General features: G+C 38.1%; 31 protein-coding genes and 1 riboswitch. Of the genes, 19 read left to right on the top strand and 12 right to left on the bottom strand.

Annotated features, from left to right (window positions below; translation table 11 throughout):
• Positions 1–228 precede the first annotated feature (228 nt).
• The gene (locus tag ACIQX2_RS04055) at positions 229–426 is read right to left on the bottom strand and encodes a hypothetical protein (protein ID WP_402847253.1); all 198 of its coding nucleotides are present in this window, start codon (positions 424–426) and stop codon (positions 229–231) included.
• Positions 427–920: 494 nt separating this feature from the next.
• Here ACIQX2_RS04055 and ACIQX2_RS04050 point away from each other — a divergent pair, with 494 nt between their 5' ends.
• From ACIQX2_RS04050 to ACIQX2_RS04040, 3 genes are all read left to right on the top strand, one after another.
• Positions 921–1,889 (top strand): NAD(P)-dependent alcohol dehydrogenase, encoded by a 969-nt coding sequence (locus ACIQX2_RS04050; RefSeq protein WP_402847251.1) that lies wholly within the window; start codon positions 921–923, stop codon positions 1,887–1,889.
• Positions 1,890–1,951: 62 nt separating this feature from the next.
• Positions 1,952–2,290 (top strand): hypothetical protein, encoded by a 339-nt coding sequence (locus tag ACIQX2_RS04045; protein WP_402847248.1) that lies wholly within the window; start codon positions 1,952–1,954, stop codon positions 2,288–2,290.
• A 266-nt stretch (positions 2,291–2,556) separates the two neighbouring features.
• Positions 2,557–3,288 carry a class I SAM-dependent methyltransferase gene (locus tag ACIQX2_RS04040; protein WP_402847246.1) on the top strand — a complete coding sequence of 244 codons (732 nt, stop codon included), beginning with the start codon at positions 2,557–2,559 and terminating at the stop codon, positions 3,286–3,288.
• 130 nt (positions 3,289–3,418) lie between these two features.
• Here the strand turns inward: ACIQX2_RS04040 and ACIQX2_RS04035 are convergent, their stop codons facing one another.
• From ACIQX2_RS04035 to ACIQX2_RS04015, 5 genes are all read right to left on the bottom strand, one after another.
• Positions 3,419–4,759: a YjiH family protein gene (locus ACIQX2_RS04035; protein ID WP_402847244.1), complete on the bottom strand. Its 1,341-nt coding sequence runs from the start codon at positions 4,757–4,759 to the stop codon at positions 3,419–3,421.
• A 108-nt stretch (positions 4,760–4,867) separates the two neighbouring features.
• Positions 4,868–5,554 carry a bacillithiol biosynthesis deacetylase BshB2 gene (gene bshB2 / locus ACIQX2_RS04030; RefSeq protein WP_402847241.1) on the bottom strand — a complete coding sequence of 229 codons (687 nt, stop codon included), beginning with the start codon at positions 5,552–5,554 and terminating at the stop codon, positions 4,868–4,870.
• A gap of 13 nt (positions 5,555–5,567) precedes the next feature.
• On the bottom strand, positions 5,568–5,918 hold the full coding sequence (locus tag ACIQX2_RS04025; RefSeq protein WP_093061378.1) for a YojF family protein: 351 nt from the start codon (positions 5,916–5,918) through the stop codon (positions 5,568–5,570).
• Positions 5,919–6,189: 271 nt separating this feature from the next.
• On the bottom strand, positions 6,190–7,023 hold the full coding sequence (gene thiD / locus ACIQX2_RS04020) for a bifunctional hydroxymethylpyrimidine kinase/phosphomethylpyrimidine kinase (protein WP_402847238.1): 834 nt from the start codon (positions 7,021–7,023) through the stop codon (positions 6,190–6,192).
• 69 nt (positions 7,024–7,092) lie between these two features.
• The gene (locus ACIQX2_RS04015; protein WP_402847235.1) at positions 7,093–7,350 is read right to left on the bottom strand and encodes a hypothetical protein; all 258 of its coding nucleotides are present in this window, start codon (positions 7,348–7,350) and stop codon (positions 7,093–7,095) included.
• A gap of 104 nt (positions 7,351–7,454) precedes the next feature.
• Between ACIQX2_RS04015 and ACIQX2_RS04010 the strand changes: the two genes are divergently transcribed.
• Genes ACIQX2_RS04010 through ACIQX2_RS03990 form a run of 5 tightly spaced genes read left to right on the top strand, consistent with a single transcriptional unit; the run spans position 7,455 to position 9,735 of the window.
• Positions 7,455–8,204, top strand: coding sequence for a DUF4230 domain-containing protein (locus ACIQX2_RS04010; RefSeq protein WP_402847233.1), 750 nt, complete (start codon positions 7,455–7,457; stop codon positions 8,202–8,204).
• 1 nt (position 8,205) lies between these two features.
• Positions 8,206–8,865, top strand: coding sequence for a uracil-DNA glycosylase (locus ACIQX2_RS04005; protein ID WP_402847491.1), 660 nt, complete (start codon positions 8,206–8,208; stop codon positions 8,863–8,865).
• Positions 8,866–8,902: 37 nt separating this feature from the next.
• Entirely contained in the window at positions 8,903–9,082 is a 180-nt protein-coding gene (locus tag ACIQX2_RS04000) for a uracil-DNA glycosylase (protein ID WP_402847231.1), read from the top strand.
• Positions 9,079–9,327, top strand: a complete 249-nt coding sequence (locus ACIQX2_RS03995) for a YwdI family protein (protein WP_402847229.1) — start codon at positions 9,079–9,081, stop codon at positions 9,325–9,327. The genes ACIQX2_RS04000 and ACIQX2_RS03995 overlap by 4 nt, the downstream gene beginning before the upstream one ends.
• Before the next feature lie 27 nt (positions 9,328–9,354).
• Complete coding sequence (locus tag ACIQX2_RS03990) at positions 9,355–9,735, top strand: DUF423 domain-containing protein (protein ID WP_402847227.1); 381 nt, start codon at positions 9,355–9,357, stop codon at positions 9,733–9,735.
• A gap of 97 nt (positions 9,736–9,832) precedes the next feature.
• Here the strand turns inward: ACIQX2_RS03990 and gerQ are convergent, their stop codons facing one another.
• Both gerQ and hemQ read right to left on the bottom strand, forming a co-directional pair.
• A complete protein-coding gene (gene gerQ, locus ACIQX2_RS03985) occupies positions 9,833–10,171 on the bottom strand; it encodes a spore coat protein GerQ (RefSeq protein ID WP_402847225.1) in 339 nt (112 codons plus the stop codon).
• A 311-nt stretch (positions 10,172–10,482) separates the two neighbouring features.
• Positions 10,483–11,232 carry a hydrogen peroxide-dependent heme synthase gene (gene hemQ / locus ACIQX2_RS03980; protein ID WP_402847223.1) on the bottom strand — a complete coding sequence of 250 codons (750 nt, stop codon included), beginning with the start codon at positions 11,230–11,232 and terminating at the stop codon, positions 10,483–10,485.
• Between the two features lie 151 nt (positions 11,233–11,383).
• Here hemQ and pta point away from each other — a divergent pair, with 151 nt between their 5' ends.
• The gene (pta, locus tag ACIQX2_RS03975; RefSeq protein ID WP_402847221.1) at positions 11,384–12,328 is read left to right on the top strand and encodes a phosphate acetyltransferase; all 945 of its coding nucleotides are present in this window, start codon (positions 11,384–11,386) and stop codon (positions 12,326–12,328) included.
• 11 nt (positions 12,329–12,339) lie between these two features.
• On the top strand, positions 12,340–13,179 hold the full coding sequence (lipL, locus tag ACIQX2_RS03970) for an octanoyl-[GcvH]:protein N-octanoyltransferase (RefSeq protein ID WP_402847217.1): 840 nt from the start codon (positions 12,340–12,342) through the stop codon (positions 13,177–13,179).
• Positions 13,180–13,315: 136 nt separating this feature from the next.
• On the opposite strand, the gene ACIQX2_RS03965 is transcribed toward lipL, so the two are convergent.
• A complete protein-coding gene (locus tag ACIQX2_RS03965; RefSeq protein ID WP_402847213.1) occupies positions 13,316–13,939 on the bottom strand; it encodes an RsfA family transcriptional regulator in 624 nt (207 codons plus the stop codon).
• A 171-nt stretch (positions 13,940–14,110) separates the two neighbouring features.
• Here ACIQX2_RS03965 and ACIQX2_RS03960 point away from each other — a divergent pair, with 171 nt between their 5' ends.
• The 3 genes from ACIQX2_RS03960 to ACIQX2_RS03950 all read left to right on the top strand — a co-directional run bounded on the left by ACIQX2_RS03960 (position 14,111) and on the right by ACIQX2_RS03950 (position 16,262).
• Positions 14,111–14,338, top strand: coding sequence for a YuzB family protein (locus ACIQX2_RS03960; RefSeq protein ID WP_093061364.1), 228 nt, complete (start codon positions 14,111–14,113; stop codon positions 14,336–14,338).
• 84 nt (positions 14,339–14,422) lie between these two features.
• Positions 14,423–15,718: an HD domain-containing protein gene (locus ACIQX2_RS03955; RefSeq protein WP_402847204.1), complete on the top strand. Its 1,296-nt coding sequence runs from the start codon at positions 14,423–14,425 to the stop codon at positions 15,716–15,718.
• Between the two features lie 28 nt (positions 15,719–15,746).
• Positions 15,747–16,262: a YwgA family protein gene (locus ACIQX2_RS03950; RefSeq protein WP_402847199.1), complete on the top strand. Its 516-nt coding sequence runs from the start codon at positions 15,747–15,749 to the stop codon at positions 16,260–16,262.
• A gap of 434 nt (positions 16,263–16,696) precedes the next feature.
• Here ACIQX2_RS03950 and ACIQX2_RS03945 read toward each other — a convergent pair whose 3' ends face one another.
• Positions 16,697–16,882, bottom strand: coding sequence for a 2-hydroxymuconate tautomerase (locus ACIQX2_RS03945; RefSeq protein ID WP_090564533.1), 186 nt, complete (start codon positions 16,880–16,882; stop codon positions 16,697–16,699).
• A 66-nt stretch (positions 16,883–16,948) separates the two neighbouring features.
• Between ACIQX2_RS03945 and ACIQX2_RS03940 the strand changes: the two genes are divergently transcribed.
• Complete coding sequence (locus ACIQX2_RS03940) at positions 16,949–17,464, top strand: YwhD family protein (protein WP_402847195.1); 516 nt, start codon at positions 16,949–16,951, stop codon at positions 17,462–17,464.
• 289 nt (positions 17,465–17,753) lie between these two features.
• On the opposite strand, the gene ACIQX2_RS03935 is transcribed toward ACIQX2_RS03940, so the two are convergent.
• Complete coding sequence (locus tag ACIQX2_RS03935; protein ID WP_402847192.1) at positions 17,754–19,820, bottom strand: transglycosylase domain-containing protein; 2,067 nt, start codon at positions 19,818–19,820, stop codon at positions 17,754–17,756.
• Positions 19,821–19,988: 168 nt separating this feature from the next.
• Here ACIQX2_RS03935 and speE point away from each other — a divergent pair, with 168 nt between their 5' ends.
• Positions 19,989–20,822 carry a spermidine synthase gene (speE, locus tag ACIQX2_RS03930; protein ID WP_093061358.1) on the top strand — a complete coding sequence of 278 codons (834 nt, stop codon included), beginning with the start codon at positions 19,989–19,991 and terminating at the stop codon, positions 20,820–20,822.
• A gap of 4 nt (positions 20,823–20,826) precedes the next feature.
• A complete protein-coding gene (gene speB / locus ACIQX2_RS03925) occupies positions 20,827–21,699 on the top strand; it encodes an agmatinase (RefSeq protein ID WP_402847189.1) in 873 nt (290 codons plus the stop codon).
• Between the two features lie 54 nt (positions 21,700–21,753).
• On the opposite strand, the gene ACIQX2_RS03920 is transcribed toward speB, so the two are convergent.
• Entirely contained in the window at positions 21,754–22,851 is a 1,098-nt protein-coding gene (locus tag ACIQX2_RS03920; protein WP_402847187.1) for a diguanylate cyclase, read from the bottom strand.
• A gap of 149 nt (positions 22,852–23,000) precedes the next feature.
• Between ACIQX2_RS03920 and ACIQX2_RS03915 the strand changes: the two genes are divergently transcribed.
• The 3 genes from ACIQX2_RS03915 (at position 23,001) to ACIQX2_RS03905 (ending at position 26,616) form a co-directional block, all read left to right on the top strand.
• Positions 23,001–23,420, top strand: a complete 420-nt coding sequence (locus tag ACIQX2_RS03915) for a YwiB family protein (RefSeq protein WP_402847186.1) — start codon at positions 23,001–23,003, stop codon at positions 23,418–23,420.
• The gene (gene argS, locus ACIQX2_RS03910) at positions 23,421–25,088 is read left to right on the top strand and encodes an arginine--tRNA ligase (RefSeq protein ID WP_402847184.1); all 1,668 of its coding nucleotides are present in this window, start codon (positions 23,421–23,423) and stop codon (positions 25,086–25,088) included.
• Positions 25,089–25,364: 276 nt separating this feature from the next.
• A riboswitch (cobalamin riboswitch) is annotated at positions 25,365–25,505 on the top strand.
• Between the two features lie 124 nt (positions 25,506–25,629).
• Positions 25,630–26,616: an ABC transporter substrate-binding protein gene (locus ACIQX2_RS03905; RefSeq protein ID WP_402847182.1), complete on the top strand. Its 987-nt coding sequence runs from the start codon at positions 25,630–25,632 to the stop codon at positions 26,614–26,616.
• Positions 26,617–26,619: the final 3 nt, after the last annotated feature.

The following is a 26,619-nucleotide window of genomic DNA, read 5'->3' as shown; positions in this document are numbered from 1 at the left end:
GAGATGAAGAATATGTCTCAAAATCACACAATAGACATTTTTATAATGTGCGAAGAAACTGAATCAGTTAATGACGAAAAAGTGTGTGTAAGTTGTAATAATCATCCAAATTGAAATAGTACAGTTTGACCAAAAAGTGTTATAAAACTGAGACTGTTGATAATCTATAAAGGAACAGTCATCACTAAAGTTATATTTAGAAATGACTGTTTTAACTAAATAGTATTTCTAGTTGTTATTGTTGTTGTTGTTGTTGTTATTTTTATTTTTGTTATTGTCGTTGCGATTTTTGTTTCGCTCATTTCTATCTAAGTTTAGATATTCCAAATTTAAATTTTCAAAGTTGTAATCATCACCAAATTCAGCTGAATTATTTTGGTCGTTGTTATTATTGCGGTTTTTATTTTTATTGTTGTTATTCACCATGACTAGTTCACCCCCTTGACCACATTAGTGTGGGTTAAAAGGCTAAAAAATACTCTTATAGCTAAATAAAAGTAAATGACACAAGCTAACCATAATTTGTAATAGAAGAGAGGGCGCTTGTTCAACGAGTGCTTTACTTCAAGAAGGAGTAAAGCTTTTTTTCTTATTCACGCAGTTTAGTTCAATAATCCGTATTATGTGATTTCGAACTCTTATTCAGTCATATACTTAAATTAAAAAAGAAGGTTACTAACTGAAAAAGAGAAAAGTCACACTAATTGGGACCATTGTAATTTTATTTGTTATAACCTTTCTATTTATCAATAACGCATCTTCAAAATGGGCACTCTTCTTCATGAAGGAGTAAAGCCTTTTTCTAATGGAACTAAAGCAACAAGTTATTGGAAGAAGGAATTAACAAAAAAATGAAGAAATTATTATATTCAATAAATATTTTAGAACTGGCATCAATTAAATGTAAAGGAGGAATCTTCATGAAGGCGATGGTCTACGATAGGTACGGAATGACAGACGTTCTTACACTCAAAGAAGTAAAAATACCAGTTCCTCGGAACAATGAAGTATTGGTAAAAGTCCATGCTGCATCCGTGAATTCTTGGGACTGGGACCTCCTAAGAGGTAAACCATTTGTAGCTCGTATTGGAGGATTGCTTAAACCAAAATACAAAATACTCGGAGCAGACGTAGCGGGGCGGGTTGAAGCGATTGGCAGGGATGTAACACACCTTCTTCCAGGAGATGAGGTATTTGGAGATATTTCCTGGTGTGGCTGGGGTGGATTTGCGGAGTATGTATGTGTGCATGAAAATGCATTATCCTTAAAACCATCAAGTATGACATTTGAACAAGCAGCAGCCATACCACAAGCTGCTGTTCTTGCCTTGCAGGGACTTCGCGATAAAGGACGGATTCAGGAAGGGCAAACGGTTTTAATTAATGGGGCAGGCGGCGGTGTGGGTACGTTCGGGTTGCAGATTGCCAAATTACATGGTGCCGAAGTAACCTGTGTAGACAGCACAGGGAAGTTAGGAATGCTGGAGGCGTTAGGAGCAGACTATGTAATTGATTACACTCATGAAGATTTCGTGCAAAAAGGTAAATTGTATGATCTTATTCTTGATGTAGTAGGAAATCGGTCCATTTTTGATTATAAGCGTTTATTAAAAACTAAAGGCACTTATGTAATGGTCGGCGGTCCGATGTCACTAATCTCTCAAATATTGTTTCTGGGACCTATAATCTCTAAAATGGAAAGAAAGAATATGAATATCCTTGTCCATAAACCCAACAAACATGATCAAAACATTTTACAGGAGCTTTTTTTAGATGGAACAGTGCGACCTGTAATAGATAGAAGATATTCCTTAAGCCAGGTTGCAGACGCTATACAGTATCTTGGAGAAGGTAACGCAAAGGGAAAGGTTGTCATCCTGGGGAACTGAAGCAGCAGATTAGCGAATTAAACAAATTAATATAAAAATCTATAACAAAGGAGGGGGAAGTGATGAAAACTAGAAGCAGTACTTTAAAATGGATTATGTTTATTTGCATAGGAATAGTAATTCTGGCGTTGGTAGGATTAAGTATATGGGACTCGACTGAAAGATCCAAGGAAGTTCAACAAATCGAGTTAAAATTGGGTTTTGAGATTAAAGTACTAGATAGACAATCACACGGTACATTGAGAGCAGCAACGAGAACATATCTTGTGAAACCATTAGATGATGATAAGGAAAGCGATTTAGAATACCTATTATACTTGAATGAAGAAGACAAGATTGAACAATGGGCTATGGTTAAAAACGGAAAGGTAATTAGACCAATTAAAACAGAAGACAAATAGTAAATTAAGAAATGTTCTATAAGGACGTTTTTCTTTCGAATATTTACCAGTGCATCAGAACAAAAAAGATATGATACTAACATGGCGACATAGTAAATCAGTGCTGCCGAGTTACAGCTTTTAACAACTAACGCAGGAGTTTTGTTCAATCAGGAATCGTTTATAGAGATAATTTTTTATAGAAAGTAAATAACATCCAACTTGTCTATTCTAAGAAACATGTGATAGAATACATTAATTTGTGTATTCGAGGGGGAGACGTTTCGATGGAATTTAAAGGATCTAGCGTTTACGATCAAACGAATTTTTTTAATAATTATATGACTAGAAGAAACAGAAAAGATAGTCCAAATAATGCCATTGAAGGACCGATTATCTATGAATTAATAGGGAACTTTCAAGATAATAGCGTCTTAGATTTAGGGTGTGGTGATGCATCGTTTGGAAAAGAACTCTTGCATTTAGGAGCAAAAAACTACACAGGAGTGGAAGGTTCGGAACAAATGGTGGAAGTAGCACGCTCTAATATGCTTGAACAAAAAGGGACAATACACTTTGAAACAATGGAATCCTATAATTATCCAAAAGAGGCATTTGATCTTGTGACATCTCGATTTGCAATCCATTATGTTTCGGACATTAACCGCCTGTTTCAAGATGTTCATAAAACACTTAAAGAAAATGGGAGATTTGTTTTTAGTATCCAACATCCACTTACAACCTCGTCTTTTGCTAGTAAACAATCTGGAGATAGACGCGGTAATTGGATTGTTGATGACTACTTTCATGAGGGGGAAAGAAAAGAACCTTGGATTGACCAAATAGTGGTTAAATACCATCGAACAATCGAACATTATTTTATAGCACTTAAACAGGCTGGCTTTTCAGTTCTAGATTTACGTGAAGGTACACCAAAGCGGGAACATTTTAGTAGTGAAGATGAATTTGTAAGAAGGCAACGGATTCCTATTGTACTGGCTTTTTCTTGTGTGAAGTAAATAAATATCCTAATATTGTTGATCGAACGTGTGTATTTGTAAAAAAAATCAAGAAAAAAAGAGCTTGGAAATGATTCTCCTGGCTCTTTTTTCTGTACAAAATCAATCATTAACTTTAACATAGCCATATTTAAAATAATATATGTGCGACAGCTGCAATGATTGGGAACGAAATAAGCGTACGTAATAAGAAAATAACGAGTAAATCTTTAAAATTAACCGGAATTTTCGAACCTAATAACAATCCACCAACCTCAGACATATAAATCAACTGAGTTACCGACATCGTTGCAATAAAGAAACGAGTCAATTCCGATTCAATTGATGCCCCAAGAATGGATGGTAGGAACATATCCGCAAAGCCAACAACCATTGTTTGGGCTGCAGCCGCTGCTTCTGGAATACCAAATAACATTAATAGTGGCTCAAATGGCTTCCCTAATATAGAGAAGATTGAAGTATATTCTGCAAGCATTAATGCAATCGTACCGAAAGCAAGTACTACAGGTGCAACCCCAATATACATATCAACCACGTTTTTTATACCATCGGAAAAAAACTTACTGATTGAGCGGTTTTTATTTGCCGTATTTAATGCGTTTTCTAAACCATGTGTAACAGCATTATAATTTTCAGGGGATTTTTCAGCTTCTAAATCTAGCGGACGACCATCAATATGGGTATCATCTTTTCCAGCAAGTGGGTATATTCTTGGCATTATAAACGCAAGAACTACCCCACAAAGAAGAACAGTTAAATAATAGGGAATAAAGTAATTCTCTAAACCTACTTGTTCTAAAACAACGATACAAAAAGTGATTGAAACAACAGAGAAAGTAGATCCAATAATTGCTGCTTCTTTTTTCGTGTAATAGCCTTCTTCATACTGCCTGCTCGTTAGCAAGACTCCGATTGTTCCATCTCCAACCCAAGAAGTAAGGGCGTCAACTGCAGAACGACCAGGAAGCTTAAACAAAGGACGCATGATTTTCACCATCATTGTACCAAAGAACTCCAAGAGACCGAAGTTCAATAGAAGGGGTAGTAACAATCCAGCAAAAAGGAAAATAGTGAACAGGAAGGATACTAATCCAGTAGGACTTAATAACAACCCACCAGTATTTTCACTCCAAATTGCTTCAGGACCAAGCTGCCAAATGATTAAGATAGCAAACACCGCTCCGACAATCCGTGTTACTGTCCAAAATGGCGTCACTTTAAACAAGTTATTAATAAACGTATCCTCTTTTGGTAAGAAAAGAAAAATAATCGAACCAATTGCCGCGACTAATAAAGTGATTAACGCAAGCCATTGAACAACCGGTTCAAGCACTCCTGATAGAAGACCTGCTAGCCATGCAATAGGTATTTGAAACCCACCGTCAATCGGTAGAGGAATCATGAATAATATAACACCTGCTATAGAAGGAAGCAGGAACAATAACCAGGTAGATAAGGAAAACTTTTTCATGCATAAGACCAACTTTCTGTAAATGTGGATATTTATACATCATTGAATGATATTTATACATAATAATTCAAATGCATGAAGAAGTCTATAGGATATATGGAAGTTCTTTTATTCGAAATCTTTGGAGAAATCGTATGTGTAAAAACGTTCAAAGTTAAGCCAATTTTCTGCCTCGACTTCACCATCCGCTAGGCGTTTATCCATTTCCTCTAACATCCATGCAGTTTGTGAAATATGCGCACGCATCGAACCCATTTTTTGTTCTGCAGCTTCTTTTATATTATGAATAATATCTGGTTCTCCAAGAACCTCTTTTGAGTCATTGGAGAATGCCAATGCATAAATTTTAGGGCGCTGCTCCACAGGCATACGTCTAACAGCTCGAATCATAGCACGGCCAGTGGCATCGTGATCAGGGTGAACTGCATAGTTCGGATAAAACGTAATAATTAGAGAAGGGTTTGTATCGGAAATCAGATCTTGCATCATTTCCACCATTTTTTCATCATCTTCAAATTCGATTGTTTTATCACGTAATCCCATCATGCGAAGATCTGTCAAACCCATTGCTTTAGCAGAGGCAAGTAATTCTTCCTTGCGGATATGCGGCAATGTTTCGCGTGTAGCAAAAGGAGGGTTACCTAAATTTCTTCCCATTTCACCTAATGTTAAGCAAGCATATGTAACCGGAATCCCTTGATTGATATAAGTAGCTATTGTACCTGATACCCCAAATGCTTCATCGTCTGGATGGGGGAATACTACAAGTACATGTCGTTCCATTGGTAATGTCATTTATATGTCCTCCTTAATACGTAAATGGTGTTTTACTAATTTGTAATGCCACAGCTAGCTTTCCAGCTTGGTCATGTCCTGCCATAAGCAATCGCCCGTGCTCATCTAGCTCGAAATGGGTAATCCCTTGCGCATAAACCCAGCCATATGGAAGTTTCAAACCTATACGGTGTGGAGATTCTCCAGCTATTTTCCCAAGTTCATAACGGATCATTACGTTACGGATAAAGGCTCCCGCATTAAAAACATTCTCATTAAAATGGGCTGCATACGCACCATTTGTCGTTTCTAAATGTATATATATATCTTCGTTTGCAAAGTTATTCAAAAGCTCCTGCAAGCGATCTACTTGAACAAGTTCCATTCATATTGCCTCCTAACATACTGTCTGTTACTAGTATAATGAAAAAAAGTGCCTGAAGCGAATGATTGAATTAAAATAAGAAAAACCGGGTAATAGAGTACGGGTCCTTTAAGAAAAAAACTGGATATGCCTTTGATTTCTTCCCCGTGCGGACGCTTTCTGAGGGCACGGCTCGAGCCGTTCTTAGCCATATGGCCAAAGAATTTATAATTTCTTAATCACAAAAAAAACTCGCAAGTCATAAATGACATTACGAGTTATTAAATACGTATTAAACAGTTGTAGTAGTTACTTCTGGTGCACCAAATTTACCTTTAGCACCATGAAGAACTGGTCCAACATATTGATTTAGTTTCCAGCCATGTGCGATGGCAGCAGAAACAAATTCTTTTGCTTCAAAAACTGAATCAGCAACAGATAAGCCGTTAGCTAGGTTTGCAGTTACCGCTGCAGCAAATGTACAGCCAGCACCGTGATTATAAGTAGTTTCGGTTTTTTCTGTTTCTAATAGTGTATGGGTTTGACCATCAAAGAATAGGTCGACAGCTTTTTCATGCTTTAACTGCTTTCCACCTTTAATGACAACATTTTTAGCACCCAGTGCATGAATTTTTTCTGCGGCAGCTTTCATATCCTCAACAGTTTTTAATGCTCCAAGTCCAGAAAGTTGACCAGCTTCAAATAGATTAGGCGTGACTACTAGTGCGCGTGGAAGTAAAAACTCAATCATCGCGTTCACTGTACCTGGATTTAGTACTTCATCCTCACCTTTACATACCATAACAGGGTCGATAACGACACTTTGAACTCCTGCTTCTTCGATTATATTCCCTGCAGTTTCGATAATTTCTTCGGTACTAAGCATACCAGTTTTAATAGCATCTACATTTGTAGATAATGCTGTTTTTGCTTGACGTTTAATTTCGTCTACTGGCAATGAAAATACACCGTGGCTCCAACCGTTATCAGGATCCATAGTAGCTACTACTGTTAAAACGTTCATACCATATGTACCGTGTTCTTGGAAAGTTTTTAAATCTGCTTGAATTCCAGCTCCACCAGAAGTATCGGAACCAGCTATTGTAAGTGTTTTTTTGATAGACATTGAACTTTTCTCCTTTTTCTGTGCTGTGTGTATTTAATTCATTGTATCAGATTTTTTCAGATAATTACATTATGGAATATTGGGAGCAGTCCATAGCTTGTATAATACAAGCATACAAATAATCATTACAACTGCTGTTATAAGTGAACCTGCTATAATTTCGTTAATCCATAACGAAATAGCTAAAAATAGGAGAAATATAATTAGAAGAATGAATGCAATAATAAAGCAGCCCATTCCGATGGTTTTCGCATCTTCGGAAATGTTATTGGAGCTAGCTGCTTTTTCAATCTGTTTTAGCTTTTCACGATAGTGTAAGTCTGCCATTTAGAAAATCTCCTTTTTTTTATCGTATCATGGCGAATTGGTTGTTAATAGCGAAACTTTTATATATTGTAAACGTAATAGATTTAGAGGAAAAGAGGGATGATATGCGAAAAGAGGACAAGATTCGTGAAATGGAAAAGCTTCTTCAGGAATTAAAAGCACAGGATGAAACGGCTGCTACTATTGCAGAAAGCCCCACTCATAAAGGATTTGACTTTTGGAAGATGCCTGGTGTTTTATTTCGATTTGGCTCCAAGTCCTTCCTACTAATTGGGCTTCTCGTTCTTTTATTGATAGCAGCACTTCCATTCGCTGCATTTTGGGCTATTAAAGGAAGTACATTCACCGAAAGTAAAGGGTCATTCGTGGAGCAAGTACAAGCCTTAAATGAGCTGTCTACAGCACAGGCATACACGAAAGTAATTATTGAAAGACAAGATAATGCTGTATTTGGAAAAGAGATTGGCATTGATTTACCTGGTACGAAAAGGCAGCTACTTGTTGTTGTGCCAGGCTCGGTCAAAGCAGGTGTCGATTTTTCGCAGGTGACGGAATCGGATATAAAAGTAGATGATGAGAATAGAACAGCCATGTTAACATTGCCAAAACCTGAGTTTTTAGGCGGACCGGAGATTTTGTTTGAACAGGTGGAGGTATTCTCGTATGAAGGATTATTCCGTGAAAAAGCAGATATTAAGGAAGCATATGAACTTGCAGAGACTGCAAAACAGATGATGATTGAAGAAACAACGGGGCAGGGTATTTTAGAGTTAGCAGAAGAAAATGCTGCTAAATCGGTGAAAGAAATGTTCCAGTTAGTGGATTATGATGTAGAAGTTGAGTTTAAGGAGTGACATGGTCATGACTAGTTGGAAAGCGGTGTTAAAGGAGGAAATGGAGAAGCCATATTTTAAAGAGCTACAATTATTTTTAGATAAGGAGTATGCTACGCAAACCATTTTTCCAGCACGAAACAAAATTGGCAGTGCCTTTCAGATGACAGCTTACGATGACGTCAAGCTAGTGATATTGGGGCAAGATCCATACCATGGGGAGGGACAGGCACATGGTATGAGTTTTTCCGTAAAACCAGGTGTTCGTATACCGCCAAGCTTGAGAAATATGCTGAAAGAATTAGAGAATGATTTAGGCTGTCCCTTACCAGCTAGTGGCTATTTAGAAAAATGGGCAAAACAAGGTGTTTTGCTTTTAAATACGGTATTGACTGTTCGAGCTGGGGCAGCGAATTCCCATAAAGGAATGGGCTGGGAAACGTTTACGGACGCTGTGATTCAAAAGCTTTCTGAACGTCAAAACCCCGTTATTTTCGTTTTATGGGGCAAGCCAGCTCAGTCTAAAATAAAACTAATCGATACAGAAAAACATATGATTTTAAAAGCTCCACATCCTAGTCCTTTGAGTGCACATCGAGGATTTTTGGGAAGTAAGCCATATTCCAAGATTAATGCTCAATTAGTGGCATGGGGTGACCAGCCAATCGATTTTTGTCTATAAATATGCTACGATAGTCAGTGGAAAGAGGGGAAGGACATTGGCTGTAAACTGTTTCAAATGTCGACATTTTTTTACGACATGGGATGCGCGAAATCCCCGTGGATGTAAAGCATATGGATTTAAAACAAAGGAACTCCCCTCCGTAGTAGTACAGCGTTCCTCCGGAATGGAATGCTTGAAATTTGAACCAAAGCAAGTGGAGGGACAAAGACGATGATTTCTAATGATCAACTTTTAATGCAAATAGATAAACAATTGCAACAAGCAAAAGTAACTCGCAATGCACAAACAAAGAGGGAAGCGCTCGCTGCAATTCGAGCATTATGTGATTTAGCACTAGAATCAGTACCTTCGCCTTTCCCACAAGATACATCCGTAGCAATACCAGTCGCACCAACGATACAACAGACAGTAGCGCTAAAGGAAGAAGATGCAAATGGAGAGTCATTATTTGATTTCTAAATAGAAAGATAGAAAGTAGGAATGATTGTGAAGTTATTTATCATTGCAGGAGCGATCAACGGATTTTTAGCAGTAGCATTGGGAGCTTTTGGTGCACATGCTTTAAAAGAAAAACTATCCGAAAAGTATTTAGCAATTTGGGAAACGGCGGTTCAATATCAAATGTTCCATGCACTAGCATTGATTGCGATTGGCATTTTAATGAGTAGTAAGCTAATAGGACCTGTATCCTCCTTGAATACGGCTGGATATTTAATACTTGCAGGAATTATTGTATTCTCTGGCAGCTTGTATGTATTGAGCTTAACGGGCATCGGCATATTGGGAGCCATTACTCCAATTGGCGGCGTAGCGTTTTTAGCGGGTTGGATCATGCTTATAGTAGCAGCTGTGAAATACGCAAGCTAAACAAAAGTCGAATCTATCATAGGTTCGGCTTTTTTGTTGTCTGAGTTCCAACCGGTAAAAGAAAAAGCTTATTCGCATAACGAATAAGCTTTAAGCATTACTTGTAATAATTGATTTCCTCATCAAATGTTACATAATCTAAATAAATCATAAGCATTAAGTATCGTTTACCATTTGGATCACTAATAATGACGTGATCGCGACCAGCCGTTTCTATATAGCCAGTAACTACAAAATTATTCCTTTCTCGGTTGTTCTCGAACGTAAAATAGAATGTCCCTAACTTACCTTTGTTCGCTCGTAATATATTTTCGATATAAGATTCTTCCTGACCTCTAGTAGCTGCCGGTATTTGAGGTGGGGTCATAGGGTGTTGCATTTGCATTTGTTGTTGTTGTTGGGGAAAACCTCCAGGGTGCCAATAATATTGAACCATTCATACATCCTTTCTCGATTAAATTTCTAGTGTGCGGGTGATCTTTGAAGTCAAGGTAGGCATCACCTCCTACCCATACACTATGCATCCAGTTCAGTAATCATGAACAAAGGTAGTCTAAAACGTGTTTACTCGCTTTCATTTAATGTTTACTTGTGTTGAGGATTAAATTACTTTCTTTAAGCTTAAGCTTACTCTCGACTACATGTATTTTACTTGCGTTCAATCATCATTTACTCGCTCTTTGGGAAATAATAGGAAAAATTCTTTTTGTAAATAAAAAAAGGCTGCATTAATGCAGCCTTTTCCTCTTAGATACTAAAAAATGTTGAGCGTTTTTCGCCTGCAAGAATTGTACCTGTGAAGAATGAACCAAATTCTGCATAACGAGCGCTTACTTCATCAAAACGCATTTCGTAAATTAATTTTTTAAATTGAAGAACATCATCTGAGAATAGAGTTACGCCCCATTCGAAATCGTCGAATCCTACTGAACCCGAGATAATTTGTTTTACCTTACCAGCATAGCTGCGGCCGATTAAACCATGGCTGCGCATTAAATCTTTACGCTCTTGCATTGGAAGCATATACCAGTTGTCATCACCGTCACGACGCTTGTCCATTGGGTAGAAGCAAATATATTGGGAGCGTTGAAGCTCAGGGTATAAACGAGCACGTACATGTGGATTTTGATATGGATCTTCGTTAGATTCACCAGCTAGGTAGTTAGACAATTCTACTACTGAAACATATGAATAAGCAGGAATCGTGAAGTCCGCTATTGTTAATTTATTAAACCTTGCTTCAAGTTCTTGAAGCTCATCCATTGTAGGACGTAATGTCATTAACATAAAATCTGCTTTTTGCCCAACGATTGTGTAAAAAGCATGTGCTCCCGTTTTAGCATCATCCGCTAGTTGCATTTCATCTAAAAATGCTACGAACTCATCTGTAGCTTGTTTGCGTAATTCTGGATCAAGTTGTTTCCAGGATGCCCAGTCCATTTGGCGGAAATCGTGTAAGACGTACCAGCCATCTAATGTAATTGCTGCTTCATTCATTATTTATGACACTCCTTTAATTTAAATAATCGCATATTAAGTGTATCATATACATTCGAACATTTCTTCTAATGATACGGCTTTGACATGACAATCTGTGACAAACTCGTGTATGCTTGAAGTAACAAAAATGTGCGTAGGAGGAGACGAAATGGCGGATTTTTTAGGGGAAATAAAAGAGAAATTAAGGGATGCCAATTTATCGATTATATTGCCCGAAGGAAACGATGAGCGAATTATTGCTGCGGCTTTAAAATTGCAGGAAGAAGGAATCATACGTCCGATCATTATTGGAAATGAAGAAGAAATTCCTTCCGCTATAACTGTTATTAATCCAAAAAAATATGAAGAGATGGACGAACTTGTCGCTGCTTTCGTAGATCGCCGAAAAGGGAAAGCGACAGAAGCACAAGCAAGAGAGATTCTACAGGACGTCAATTATTTCGGGACGATGCTCGTATATATGAAGCAAGCAAGTGGCTTGGTAAGTGGAGCGGCGCATACGACTGCCGAAACTGTGCGCCCTGCATTGCAAATTATTAAAACGAAGCCAGGGATATCGAAAACGAGTGGATCATTCATCATGGTGAAAGAGGATATTCGATATGTATTCGCTGATTGCGCCATAACTATTGCACCAACGAGCGAGGATTTAGCAGAAATAGCAGTAGAGAGTGCTAAAACTGCTGCCGCTTTTGGGATAGAACCTAAAGTTGCGATGCTATCATTCTCTACAAAAGGCTCTGCCAAGTCAGAAGAAACAGAAAAAGTAGTGAAAGCTACTGAATTAGCTAAACAATTGGACACAAATCTTCTAATAGAGGGAGAGCTTCAATTCGATGCGAGCATTGTTCCGTCGATTGCGGCTACCAAAGCACCAGATGCAGTGGTACAAGGTGATGCAACTGTTTTTGTATTTCCTTCGTTAGAAGCTGGGAATATTGGATATAAAATTGCTCAGCGTCTAGGAGGATTTGAAGCAATTGGTCCTATTTTACAAGGATTGAATGCACCGGTAAACGATTTATCACGAGGTTGTTCTGCAGATGACGTATATAAGCTAGCTTATATTACTGCTGCACAAGCACTTATTTAAGGAGAAGTCACATGTCACAGATAGAAGATTTATTGCAACAAGAAAAGTGGCGGTTTTGGGATCAATCGCTTAGTGGTAAAAATAGATCTGCACTCGAATCATTCGCTTCGGACGATTTACTTTGTCATTTAGTGGGACAAGGGCAGTCACCAGCGACTGTACGCACATGGGTGCACGATCAAGCAGTGGTGTTAGGTATACAAGATCACCGACTACCGTTTATAGAGGACGCACAGGATTTTCTTCGCACACAGGGCTTTTCCCCAATCGTACGGAATTCGGGGGGATTAGCTGTAGTCTTAGATGAAGGTGTATTGAATGTATCTATTATTTTGCCAGAAGCAAAGCAAGCAATTGATATACCTACTGGATATGAAGTAATGCTTGCATTTGTTCAGCTTTTATTTCCAGAGGCAGAAGGTAAAATAGAAGCTTATGAAATTATAGGATCGTATTGTCCAGGTTCATATGATTTAAGTATAGGTGGTAAAAAGTTTGCAGGAATTTCTCAGCGCAGACTGCGACAGGGAATTGCGGTCCAAGTGTATTTATGTATTGAAGGCAGTGGAAGTGAACGAGCAGAACTTATTCGTAGTTTTTACGAAATCGGGATTCAAGGAGAAACCACAAAGTTTACATATCCCGTTATTAAACCAGAAGTAATGGCTTCCATGAATGAACTAATAGGTACATCGTTCAGAGTAGAGGATATCGTCATTCGTATCCAACAGCTACTACAACAATTATCCGATACAGTTATCAATCAATCTGTCACACCCGATGAAATGGATCTGTATTTATTTTACATGCAGCGAGTAGTCGATCGAAATAAAAAAATGCTAGAGAATTAATATAGAAATCAGGTAGTGCAGAAAGAGCTTAGACATACGAGAGAGATTCCGTTCTAAACGAAAGCAAAGCCAACCTAATTGGAAATGACATCCACCGGTACACTCACATTCCAACCAAAAAAGAACCACCAATCTACTAAACGATTGGTGGTTCTTTAGATACAAGATTACCATTTTTCTCCATTTGAAAAACGGGTACTGTTGGAACTTCTTCTTCATTTAATGTGACAAGACGTCTTGCACGGTTCATGATTTGTACAAATTGCTCGTAATCCTGTTTAATTGCTGCGTTTTCTTTTTCGAGCTTCGCAAGTTCGCTTTCTAATTTACGAATCTTTTCATTCGCAATAGTGGAAAGATGACGGTATCTAGAAATATCTGAATCACTATGCTGCAAGCGTACTAGGTAGGCAATAATAATGTCAATTGAAAGTGCAGATACTGGAATGGATTGTGCACGATCTTCATCGTCTTGTGATTTTGCTAGATAAATTCCGTTTCCTCTTCGTCTATAATCTTTTCCTAAAATACGAAGCTTTTCTTTTCTTTCTTTTTTCGCTTCCTTTAACTCATTTTCGTATTGATGGCGAACGACTGCATTCCAGCGAAACCCGCATGCTGCTGCAGTTCGACTTAAAGCATCACCAGCTTCCTCAAATGCGTTTAGTTGCGTACTGCCTTCGCGAACGTGACGTAATACCAGCTCTGCTAGCATTTCATCATTTTCTGTCATCCAGGCGTCTTGTCTAATCTTTACCATGTTTTTCCTCCTACCATGTTCATAGTTTCGTTGTTCTATTAACATAATGGTCAACTTATTGCTCTTTTATTCACGTAATATACACTTGATAGCAATATAATCTTTAAGATACAATGACCTGTAGACTATTACTATTTCACCTATTTAAAAATATCAAAGGGGTTGTGAACGATGGCAAACCATTTTCGAGTTTGCGATGAGTGTCAGGCCGTTAATTTAAAAACATTAATTCCAAAACTTAAGGCGATTGATCCGGAGGCAGAGATTGAAGTGAAGGAATGTCAATCATACTGCGGTCCCGGACGTAAAAAAACATTCGCTTTTATCAATAACCGTCCCGTTGCAGCATTAACGGAAGACGAATTAATGGAAAAAGTACGCGCCAAGATAGCTGATTAATACGAACTTTTGCCGCCTTTCCATATGCGGCTTTTTTCTTTATAATGAATACTTAATGATGACTAACATTTTGGGGGTGGAAAAATGAGCTATGCGACACAAAAGCTAGCAGAAGAAAAAGTGTTTAAGGATCCAGTTCATCGCTACATCCATGTACGCGATCAGGTTATTTGGGATGTTATTGGCGCAAAAGAATTTCAACGACTTCGCCGCATAAAACAGCTTGGAACTACGTATCTAGTTTTTCATGGTGCTGAACATAGCCGTTTCAATCACTCTTTAGGTGTGTATGAAATTGTACGAAGAATTGTAGATGATAGTTTTAGTGGACGTCCGGAATGGGATGATTCTGAAAGGCTAGTAGTGCTATGTGCCGCTCTTCTCCATGATTTAGGGCACGGTCCTTTTTCTCATGCGTTTGAAAATGTGTTCGGGTTAGACCATGAATATTTCACCCAACAAATAATACTTGGCGATACCGAAGTCAATGAGATCTTAAAAAGAGTTAGTGACGATTTTCCACAGCGAGTTGCAAATGTTATCGGTAAAACATACCCAAACAAGCAGGTAGTTAGTTTAATATCGAGTCAAATTGATGCTGATCGAATGGATTATTTACAAAGAGACGCGTATTTTACTGGAGTAAGTTACGGACACTTTGATATGGAACGAATATTGCGCGTGATGCGACCAAGAGAAGATCAAGTAGTCATCAAATCGAGCGGAATGCATGCAGTTGAAGACTATATAATGAGTAGATATCAAATGTATTGGCAAGTGTATTTTCATCCAGTTTCACGCAGTGCGGAAGTAGTTTTGACGAAAATTTTGCATAGAGCAAAAGCATTGAGTGAGATGGGATATGACTTTGACCAGCAGCCGACTCATTTTAAAGGTTTCTTTGATAGTACATACACACTAGACGAGTACCTTGCATTAGATGAAGGGGTTTTATTGACTTATTTTCAGCTTTGGATGACTGAAAAAGATCCAATTTTATCTGACTTGAGTAATCGTTTTGTGAATCGAAAGTTATTTCAATATATTGAGTTTGATTTAGCGAAAGATTATATGAAAATGAAAGAGTTGGAGTTGCTGTTCAAAAAAGCGGGTATAGACCCAGAGTATTACCTTGTTTTCGATTCCTCTTCAGATTTGCCTTATGACTTCTATCGTCCAGGGGAAGAAGGGGAACGCATACCAATTCACTTGTTGAAGCCGAACGGAGAAATCCGAGAGCTCTCAAGAGAATCTGAAATAGTAGAGGCGATTTCTGGAAAAAGAAGAACGGATCATAAATTGTATTTCCCAGAGGATATTTTAACAAAGGATGGTAAGAAGAAAGCACTAAAAAAACAAATACTCGATTTATTGACTTAATGTAATTGAAAGTAAAGGAGGGGTCTAATTGATAGAAGAACATGCTAAAATTGTGCAATTTATCGGAGCAGCAAACGGCATTACCGGTAGAAAAAAACTACAAAAAATGATTTACATTGCAAAAAAACTGCAATATCCATATAAGGAAAAGTACGAATTCCATTTTTATGGCCCTTATTCAGAAGAGCTTACCTTAAGAATTGAAGAATTGTGCAATATGGGATTTTTACAAGAAGAACGACAAGATAAAGGCTCCTATGTACAATATAAATACCAAATGACCGACGCAGGCGAACATTTCATGCAAATGGCTCAAGTCCCTGAAGCGACACGAGATTTAGTAGCATGCATTAACAATATGAAAGATAAAAGTTCTCGTTTCCTAGAGCTAGTATCGACATTATTGTATTTTGATTACCTTCCAAAAGAAGAGCAAATCGAAAAACTTCACGTCGTTAAAGGGAAACTTAACTTCTCAAAAGAAGAAATAGACGAAGCATTTACATTTGTCATGAATCTCATGAATGAAAGAGCTATCCAATAGGATGGCTCTTTTTAAAGAATCTATAATAAAATATCCCGTGAACACTCAATTCATAGCACTTTAAAGGATGGATAATACTTGTGATTTCCGTTACAGGTGGACGCGTTCCGCGGGGGGAGCGATGAGCTATCACCGTCGCTACACGTCGCTGTGATAACTCATCTGTCTCACTCATCCCGCTGGAGTCGCCACCCTTCACTACAATCAATATTATGTGTAGTATTCGACTAAAAGATTTAGCATAGCGTATCGCTTAGATGATAATAGTTCAAAGTTAATATATAGATAAAACCGTCCCTGGAATAAGTTATACTATTTTGCAATTAAGAATGAAGAAATTAGATTTCACTTTTTAGAGTATGTTTTATATGAAATTAATTCGATAATATGCCTAAAAAAAGAACCCTACAAAAAAGGGTTCGTTTTTGTTCTAATTATCGATCACTGAACAGCTTTCCAGCAGTTCCATAATGATTCTTCGGCATTTCCTCAATAAATACAGTAACGTTCTCCACAGGTGCATTAACTGTTTCAGAAACTGCTGCAGTTACCTTCTCTACTAATGCTCTTTTTTGTTCATCTGTACGTCCTTCAAGCATTTTGACTGTTACATATGGCATTTCGTTTCCTCCTTTAGTGAAATTTTCTGTATACTAGTATCATAACAGAACGGAGGGAACTGTCGAATGGCAAATGAAGAAAAACCAAAACAAAAGATTGGCTTTACGATAATAAAAAATGATCCGACCGATGGACATAAAGGATTCGGAATAGGTTCTCTTTCTTTAGAGAATGTATCTCCAGTCATTATTGATATAGAAGAAGGCATTGCACAGGTCGAAATCGGAGCGATGCATGCCAGAAGTGACACGGAGCGTGGCATTAAATTTACAACGAACCGAGAAGACTCAGCTGGAGGGAAACCATATTGGCTTGTGTGGGTCACGATAGATTACAATCCACAAGGACCGTATTTTGCTGGAGTTAGTGCCTGCGAAATGGTTATCAACCGTGAAAAACGCCGCGGCTATAAAAATTTAGCTGATCATGTAAATCGAATGGACAAATCGATGAAACGCCAAATTTTAGTAGATTTTATGGATGATCGTTCCAAAAATATTTTAAGTGAATTTTTGCAGTCTCATAACAAAGAAATGTGGGACAGAAGCGACGCAAAGCTACACCAAGACTTATCTGTTTAAGCTACACACTCAAATAGTCTGTTTAGGTGGTTGAATTAAAAGTAAAAAGACAGTACAATTTAGTTAAAGCTTACTTCCATGTAATGCTAGGACACTTAGTGGACTCGAGTAAGTAAATGGTTTGTGCAAATTGACACCCAATCCAATAAACGCAATCTTTTTACAGAAAGCCAAGCTAAGAAAAAGCATTCTCCTACCTAGAGTTAGGTAGGAGAATGCTTTTTATTTTTATATCCACTATGATTCAACCGGTTATGAACCTCTTTCGACCGATTCTCATTTTATAACCTTATTCAAATAAATTAAATGGGAAGATAGACCATGGAACAGAATCTTCCACTTTCGCCTCGAACGTTTGTTGCTTCAATTTAGGATCGGTACAAAGCTTCGTAGGAACATCTTTTTTCTTCAAATATACAAGTCGCTGCTTTTCACAGGCAGAAGTAGCGATTCCGCCTGTTTCAATATCAACAATGACGCCCTGCACACCATCTGGAGCGATGAAAGGTTCGACTGGGAGTCCCTGATGAACAGCTTCCATAAATTCAATCCATACTTGTTTTGTTACTTGTCTTGCCTCGGCCTCGCTCACTTGTTTGCCTTGATCGTATCCATTCCATACACCTGCTGTTAACTGAGGAGAGAAGCCTATCAAAGATTGGTCAGTATTCGTAGTTCCCGACTTCGCTGCATAAGGTCTCGTTTGTTTTGCTCGAATACTGATTCCTGTAGCTGGAGAGTAATCGTTGAAGACGGGGTCGAACATACCTGTGAGTAAATGGGATAATATAAAAGAATCTTGTTCAGTTAATACCTTTTTCCCTTTTACATCACTTTCTTTAATATCATAAATGACATTTCCTCTATTATCCGTAATTTTAGTAATAAACGTTGGTTCTTGCTGAATTCCTTTAGCCGATATAGTGTTATAAACCTTAGTCATCTCTAAAAGAGAAATTTCCGTAGTACCAAGCGCTGTAGCGGGCGTATCCTTGACGCTCATATCCAAGTTAAATCTTTCTGCTAATTGTTGAAAAGGTTTATAGCCAATTTGTTCTAGTGTTTTAACCGCATAAATATTATCTGAAATAGCAAGTGCCTGTGCCATGGAAATCGGATGGTCAGCAAACTCTCCGTTCACATTTTTTGGTTCATATTCTCTGCGCCCATTATCATAGGTGAAAATAGTTCGTTCACTTTTCATATACGTAAGTGGGGAGAATCCATTTTCTAAAGCCGCCGCAAATAATAACGCTTTTATCGTAGAACCAGGCTGCCTTTTAGCCTGTGTAACTCGGTTGAAGGGACTTTCCGCAAAATTACGTCCACCGATCATCGCCGTCACATAACCAGTATCTGGCTCCATACTGACGAATGCTACTTGTAATTCTCCGTCTGGCATCCACTTTTCAATCATCTCTTCTGCCACTTGTTGATGCTGCTTATTTAACGTTGTTTCAATCGTCCAGCCACCTTCTTCAATTCGTCGCCCTTTTTCCAACGCAATTTCTGTAGCCTCTTTCCATACTTCCTCTAAAAAGTATGGAGCAGTTTTTCGCTTAATCAAGGAATCATCCGCTTTTAATACGTATTTTTCGTTCATAGCACGTTCCTTTTGGTCGGTAGTGATTAATTGTTGATTTTCCATCAATCGAAGGATGAGCTGCTGGCGATTTACTGCTTTTTCTTCATTTACTAAAGGTGAATAGTAGGTAGGACCTTTCGGAATGCCGACTAAAAGTGCAGATTCTGCTAGAGTTAAAGATTTGGCACTCTTTCCGAAATAGAATCTACTAGCAGCTTCGACCCCATACATACCATGGCCAAAATACACCGTATTCAAGTATCCCTCTAGTAACTCTTCCTTCTCGTAGAACAGCTCTAGACGATACGCATATAACGCTTCATTTATTTTTCGAGTCCAAGACTTTTCATGAGTTAAAAACAAGTTTCGAGCGTATTGCTGCGTAATGGTACTAGCACCCTCCACCTTTTTACCCGCTTTAATATCCTTTAAAATAGCAGAGGCAATTCGAGAATAATCAAACCCGTGATGCTCATAAAAATCCTGATCCTCTACTGCTACAGTGGCTTGAGGTAGAAAAGGAGACATTTCCTCCAATGAAATCCAGTATCTACGTTGATCCTCAAAACGATCACCAATAACATTTCCTTGATTGTCTAAAAAAACAGAAGAAATTGGCACCTGAATCCTAGGGGCACCCACAATTTGTGCATATATTCGGAGCGTGATGAGTGCGCTAAAAAGTGCACAGGTAGCAGCAATACTTATCAGTAATAGCCTTTTCCACCGTTTGCTTCGGATGACTTTTTTTCTATGTTGAACACGCCCCATGAAATCAACTCCGTTCTAAATGATGTTTTCATTAGTATGAGAACAATAGATTCAAATTAAACGGAAAAACAAAAAAGTATTGCACTTTTGTCAAAAAGCTCTATACTTTCAATGTATTTATTTTTTTAAATAAATACCAAATCCCATTATAGAAACGGAGATAGATAAATGGCTGGATTTTGGTTTACAGAAAAGCAAACCGAGAATTTTGGCATCACAATGAAGGTGAAACGCACTCTTCATACCGAGCAAACTGATTTTCAACTGTTAGAAATGGCAGAAACTGAAGAATGGGGAAATATGCTCTTTTTAGATGGCATGGTCATGACCTCGCAAAAAGATGAATTTGTCTACCATGAAATGGTGGCACATGTTCCTTTATTCACGCATCCAAATCCTGAAAATGTGTTAGTAGTTGGCGGTGGAGACGGTGGAGTAATTCGTGAAATTATGAAGCATCCAAAAGTGAAGAAAGCAACACTTGTTGATATAGATGGAAAAGTTATTGAGTATTCAAAAGTATACTTACCAGAAATTGCATGTGAATTAGAAAACCCACGCGTAGATGTTCAAGTGGGGGATGGATTCATGCATATCGCAGAATCTGAAAACGAATATGACGTAATTATGGTAGACTCTACTGAACCAGTAGGACCTGCTGTAAATCTGTTTACAAAAGGCTTCTATGCTGGAATTTCTAAAGCATTAAAAGAAGACGGTCTATTTGTCGCACAATCGGACAACCCTTGGTTTAAGGCAGACTTAATCCGCCAAGTGCAAAAAGATGTGAAAGAAATTTTCCCAATTACTAATATGTATTTGGCGAACATTCCAACATATCCGAGCGGACTATGGTGCTTTACAATCGGATCAAAAAAATATGATCCACTACAAGTACCAGACGAGCAATTCTTTGATATCGAAACAAAATATTATACAAAAGAGCTTCACAAAGCGGCATTTGTACTACCAAAATTTGTGAAAGATCTTGCGGGAGAGTAAGTCTATGCGATTCAGTGAAGATTACTCAGGAAATGTTTTTATAAAAAGTAAGCAAAACTATGACGAAGCACAGGCAGTTATTTACGGTATGCCAATGGATTGGACGGTAAGCTATCGTCCAGGCTCACGCTTTGGTCCACAGCGTATCCGTGAAGCATCGATTGGTTTAGAAGAATATAGCCCGTATCTAGATCGCGAGCTTGATGAAGTAAAGTATTTTGATGCTGGAGATATTCCGCTACCATTTGGTAATGCAGAAAAAAGCTTAGAGCTAATTGCAGGTTTTATTCGTCAGCTGTTAATAAACGGGAAAATTCCTGTCGGCATGGGTGGCGAACACCTAGTGTCTTGGCCTGTCATGAAAACAGTGGCAGACAACTATGACAATCTAGCGATTATTCATATGGATGCACATACAGATTTACGTGAAGAATACGAAGGCGAACCGCTATCTCACTCCACACCAATCCGTAAAATTGCTGAATACATTGGTCCAAAAAACGTCTACTCATTCGGAATTCGTTCTGGCATGAAAGAAGAGTTCGATTGGGCAAAAGAAAATGGCATGCAAATTCATAAATTTGAAGTGCTGGAGCCATTGAAAAAAGTGCTACCAACATTAGAAGGACGTCCCGTCTATGTAACAATCGACATCGACGTACTCGACCCTGCACACGCACCAGGAACAGGAACAGTAGACTGCGGAGGAATCACAAGCCGCGAGCTACTAGCATCCATCCACGCAATCGCAAATTCTGGCGTAAACGTAGTAGGCTTCGATCTAGTCGAAGTAGCACCAAACTATGACCCGTCGGAGCAAACAGTAAACACTGCTTCGAAGCTTCTAAGAGAAATGATCTTAGGCTGGGTTAAGTAGGAAGCATAAAAACGTGATGTCCTAACTAAGGACATCACGTTTTTATATTCATATTCAAATTGATTTATCATCATTGATATGGACTACTTTATTTCTTCCTGATGTTTTAGCCAGGTAAAGGGCCTCATCAGCAAGCTTGTATAGTTCATGTGTGGTTACGGCATCCTGTGGGAAAGTACTAATACCACCTGAAATGGTAATGCCCAATTTTTCTCCCGTTGAAATTTGAAACAAATTGTTATCTATCGCTTGTCTAATAAGATCGGCAATTTCTAGACTCTTTTCCTCAGAAGTATTTGGAAGGAGGACGGAAAACTCTTCGCCTCCATTTCGTGAAACAATACCTCCAAAGGAATTACTTGTTTCCTTTATTCGGAGTGCTAATTCTTTCAATACTTCGTCGCCTACAGGGTGTCCATATGTGTCATTTACTTTTTTGAAATAGTCAATATCTAATAAGAGAAGTGAAAATATTTCACCTTTCGATAAAAGATTATGGGTATATTCTTGAAACTTCCTATTATTATTCAAACCAGTGAGGTAGTCTGTTACGGACATCTCTTCAATATGCTTAATCTTTTCAAAGAGGTTGCTAAGTTGTTTTAAAATGACAAAAATAATGGAAAACGACAAGATTGAATATAAGATAAAACTTATAATTGCCAACCATGTTTCAAGTTTCCAGTTATCTAAAAAACCTATTACAAGAGAGGTTTGTATGATTGAGTATCCAAAAAAGTAGTAAACGTTTTGATAGGTCATCGTTTTCTTCCAACTCCAAAATCCAATAACCACTCCCACTATAATAGTGCTACTTCCAGCAATAAGGGAAGTTTGTGAATATCCGTACATAAACAAACGGAACACTCCAATAATTGTTCCACTTATAATAGTTGCAACTGGTCCTCCTAGGACACCAGACAATGCAATAACAGCCATTCTACCGTCCATAATAACGAAATCAGAAATGCTAACAGAGGTTAACATTAATAAACAACCAGTAAATCCACTTAGTATTCCAAGAATAAAAGGGGTGTATTTGGATGATGGAATATAAACATTTAACCTATTTTGAAATGGTATATAGGTAAGAATCGCAAAAGTAAATAGAATACAAAAATTTATTATAAAGTCAATAAGCAATATGGTCACCTTCTTAAAATATCTCGGTCCATTATAACCTTTAGCAAATGAATAGTATATTACTAATTGAATGATTAGTTGTCACCTGCATTTAATTTAAGCTATAATATGAAGGTTATAGTAAAATGCAAATAAAATTTCTACAAAGGATGTTAGGCATGTCTACATCATTACAAAAGACCGTGAATATACAATTAGTTTCCTCGATTCGTCATCCGAATGTCCCCGCAGAAACTATTAATTTAGAAACTTCAGGTACGCTAACGCTTAAAGGTACCCAGTATTATTTAGTTTACGAAGAACTGCAAGATGAAAAAGCAATTCGAACAACTGTAAAACTAAGCGGTAAGAATGCATTAATATTACGAAGTGGTGGAGTTAAAATGCGTTTGCCTTTTGAACGTGGAGAACTTCAAACAGGAAGCTATGATACACCATATGGCACTTTAATGATTACAACAAATACAAAGCACCTACATTTTGAAAACGGTCATTTTCAAGTTGAATATGAGCTAATTATCAATGAAGAAGTTGCTGGTACATATACATTAGAACTAATTTATACGGAGGCGGATTAAATGAACGCAGTAGAGAAGCTACAACAATCCATTAAGGAAGCATTACAACAAGCAATATTGAAAGCAGAACTTGTCAATGAAGAACAAATTCCTGCTATTCAACTGGAAACACCAAGAGACAAAGCAAATGGTGATTACGCAACAAATATTGCAATGCAACTGACAAAGCTTGCAAAAAAGAATCCTCGTCAAGTAGCGGAAGCAATCGTAGAAAACCTTAATATGTCTGGAACAATGATGGAGAAAATTGATATTGCAGGTCCCGGATTTATGAATATCACGGTTCGTAAAGATTACTTACAGGATGTAGTAAAGGCTGCCTTAGCAGAAAAAGAGAACTACGGCCGTTCAACTTCAGGTGCTGGAGAAAAAGTTCAAGTGGAATTCGTTTCTGCAAATCCAACCGGCGACTTACATTTAGGGCATGCACGTGGGGCATCTGTCGGTGATTCCTTGTGTAATGTGCTTGATTTTGCTGGATATGACGTTTCTCGCGAATATTATATTAATGATGCTGGGAACCAAATTCATAACTTAGCTATTTCGATTGAAGCTCGTTACTTCCAAGCTTTGGGATTAGACAAAGAAATGCCAGAGGGTGGCTACCATGGACAAGATATTATCGACATCGCTGCGGCTCTTGTTGCAGAACATGGAGATAAATTCGTATCCATGTCGGATGAAGAGCGCTATAAAGTCTTCCGTGCACATGGGTTAAAAGTAGAGCTTGCAAAACTACAAAAAGACTTAGCTGATTTCCGTGTTGGCTTTGATAACTGGTTCTCAGAAACTTCTTTATATGAAAACGGCAAAATCGAAGTTGCTTTAGATAAATTACGTGCAAATGGGCATATTTTTGAAGAAGAAGGAGCAACTTGGTTCCGTTCTACTACATTTGGAGACGACAAAGACCGTGTACTTATTAAAAGTGATGGCTCTTTCACGTATTTATTGCCAGATATCGCATACCATGAAGACAAACTAGTTCGTGGATTCGATCAGCTGATCAATATTTGGGGAGCAGACCACCACGGCTATATCCCACGTATGAAAGCAGCAATTGAAGCGCTTGGATATGAACGTGAAAAACTTGAAGTATCTGTCATTCAAATGGTTCAATTATATAAAGACGGCGAAAAAATGAAAATGAGTAAACGTACAGGGAAAGCTGTTACAATGCGTGAGCTTGTAGAAGAAGTAGGGCTAGACGCAGTACGTTATTTCTTCGGTATGCGATCAGGGGACTCCCATATGGACTTCGACCTAGATTTAGCCGTTTCTCAGTCAAATGAAAACCCAGTGTTCTACGCGCAATATGCACACGCACGTATCTGTTCGATTTTGCGTTCAGCAGAAACACAGGGAATGAAAATATCAATGGATTCACTTGAGTTATTACAAAGTGAAAAAGAATTAGATTTATTGAAAAAAATTGGTGACTTCCCACAAATAGTTGCAGATGCTGCAAAACTTCGTGCACCTCACCGTATTGCAACTTATATCCAAGAATTAGCTACGACATTCCATAGCTTCTATAACGCAGACAAAGTTTTAAATGCCGATAATCTTCCGCAAACAGAAGCTCGCCTTGCACTAGTAACAGCAGCACGTCAAACAATCGCAAATGCCTTACGCCTGCTTGGTGTATCTGCTCCAGAACAAATGTAAATCGAAACCCAAACCCTCGACGTTGCTCGAGGGTTTTTCTAATTGAAATTTGGGATAAATATCCTGAGCGAGTAAACATACATCGTCCGCGAGTATTCGCATTCAGAACGCAAGAAAGGTAAAGGCGGAACGAAAGAGAGTAACCGGCAAACGACAGCGAGTAAAGGAAAAGCTGGCTTTATAGGAGAGACCCACTCCAAAGGTCAGACCTCCCAATCCCCAAAATCGAGGTCGACAGGCATAAAAGTTAAGGTATAATGAATACAAAGCAATATGAATAATTCGATGCATAGAGGTGCTCTAGTTACGGATTACTAGAGTTAAAAGGGAAGCTGGTTAAAGTCCAGCACGGTCCCGCCACTGTATATGATGTAACCCATCATGAGTCAGAAAACCTGCCTGTATGCTTTACGCCCTTTACCTACGAGGATAGGTTTGGTGTAGATCTGGTTCACTGTGACTTCGTGCGGATTTATACCTATCTATCTCTCATCTAAAGGATGGGGGATTTTTTGTTGCTTCAATATAGGAGGAATGTAAAATGAAGAAACTTTGGCAATTATGGATGACAGTAGCATTTGCAGTACTGCTGTTAGTAGGATGTGGACAAGAAGAAGTAAAAACGGATGAAAATAACAACAGTACACAACAAGAAAAGGCAACTACAGATGAAGCAACAGTGGATGAAACAACTTTTCCTATAACAATGACCGATGCAGTCGGCAATGAAATTACATTGGAGGAAGCACCTAAAACAATTATTTCTATGCAACCAAGTAACACAGAAATTTTATTTGCACTTGGTTTAAATGATGAAATCGTTGGTGTTAATGATTATGATAATTACCCAGAGGAAGCCCTTGAAAAAGAGAAAATCGGTGGTATGGAATTCAACGTAGAGAAAATTATTGCGATGAAACCGGATGTTGTTTTTGCACATGAATCGGCTCTAGGTATGGGTGAAGCTGGGTTCCAACAAATTCGCGATGCGGGTGTGAAACTATTTGTAGTAAAAAATGCAATGAATTTCAATGAAACTTATACAACAATTGAAGAAATTGGTCGTGCTACTGGCAAATTAGAAGAAGCACAAAAAATTGTTGAAGACATGAAAGCAAAAGTAGATGAAGTGAAAGAGAAAGTTGCTAAAGTTGAAACAAAGAAAACGGTTTTCATTGAAACTTCGGACGTTCCGGAAATTTATACACCTGGTAAAGGGACGTTCATGCAAGAAATTTTAGATATGGTGAATGCAGAAAATATTGCAGCGGATCAAGAAGGCTGGTTTAAAATGGAGCCAGAAGAAATTGTTAACCGCAACCCAGATGTAATTATAGTGATGTACAGCTATGTCGAAGGAATTGTAGAAAGTGTAAAGGCTCGTGACGGTTTTGATTCTATTACGGCTGTGAAAAACAATGAAGTTGTACAAGTAGATGAAAACTTAACAAGTCGTACAGGTCCACGTCTTGCAGAAGGATTGGAAGAAGTAGCGAAAGCAATCTACCCGGAGGCTTTTAGTGAGTAAAGC

Source organism: Psychrobacillus sp. NPDC096623 (genome assembly GCF_044762655.1).
Taxonomy (GTDB): Bacteria; Bacillota; Bacilli; order Bacillales_A; family Planococcaceae; genus Psychrobacillus.
The sequence above is the reverse complement of the archived record's forward strand: the minus strand, read 5'-3'. Positions and strand labels throughout refer to the sequence as shown.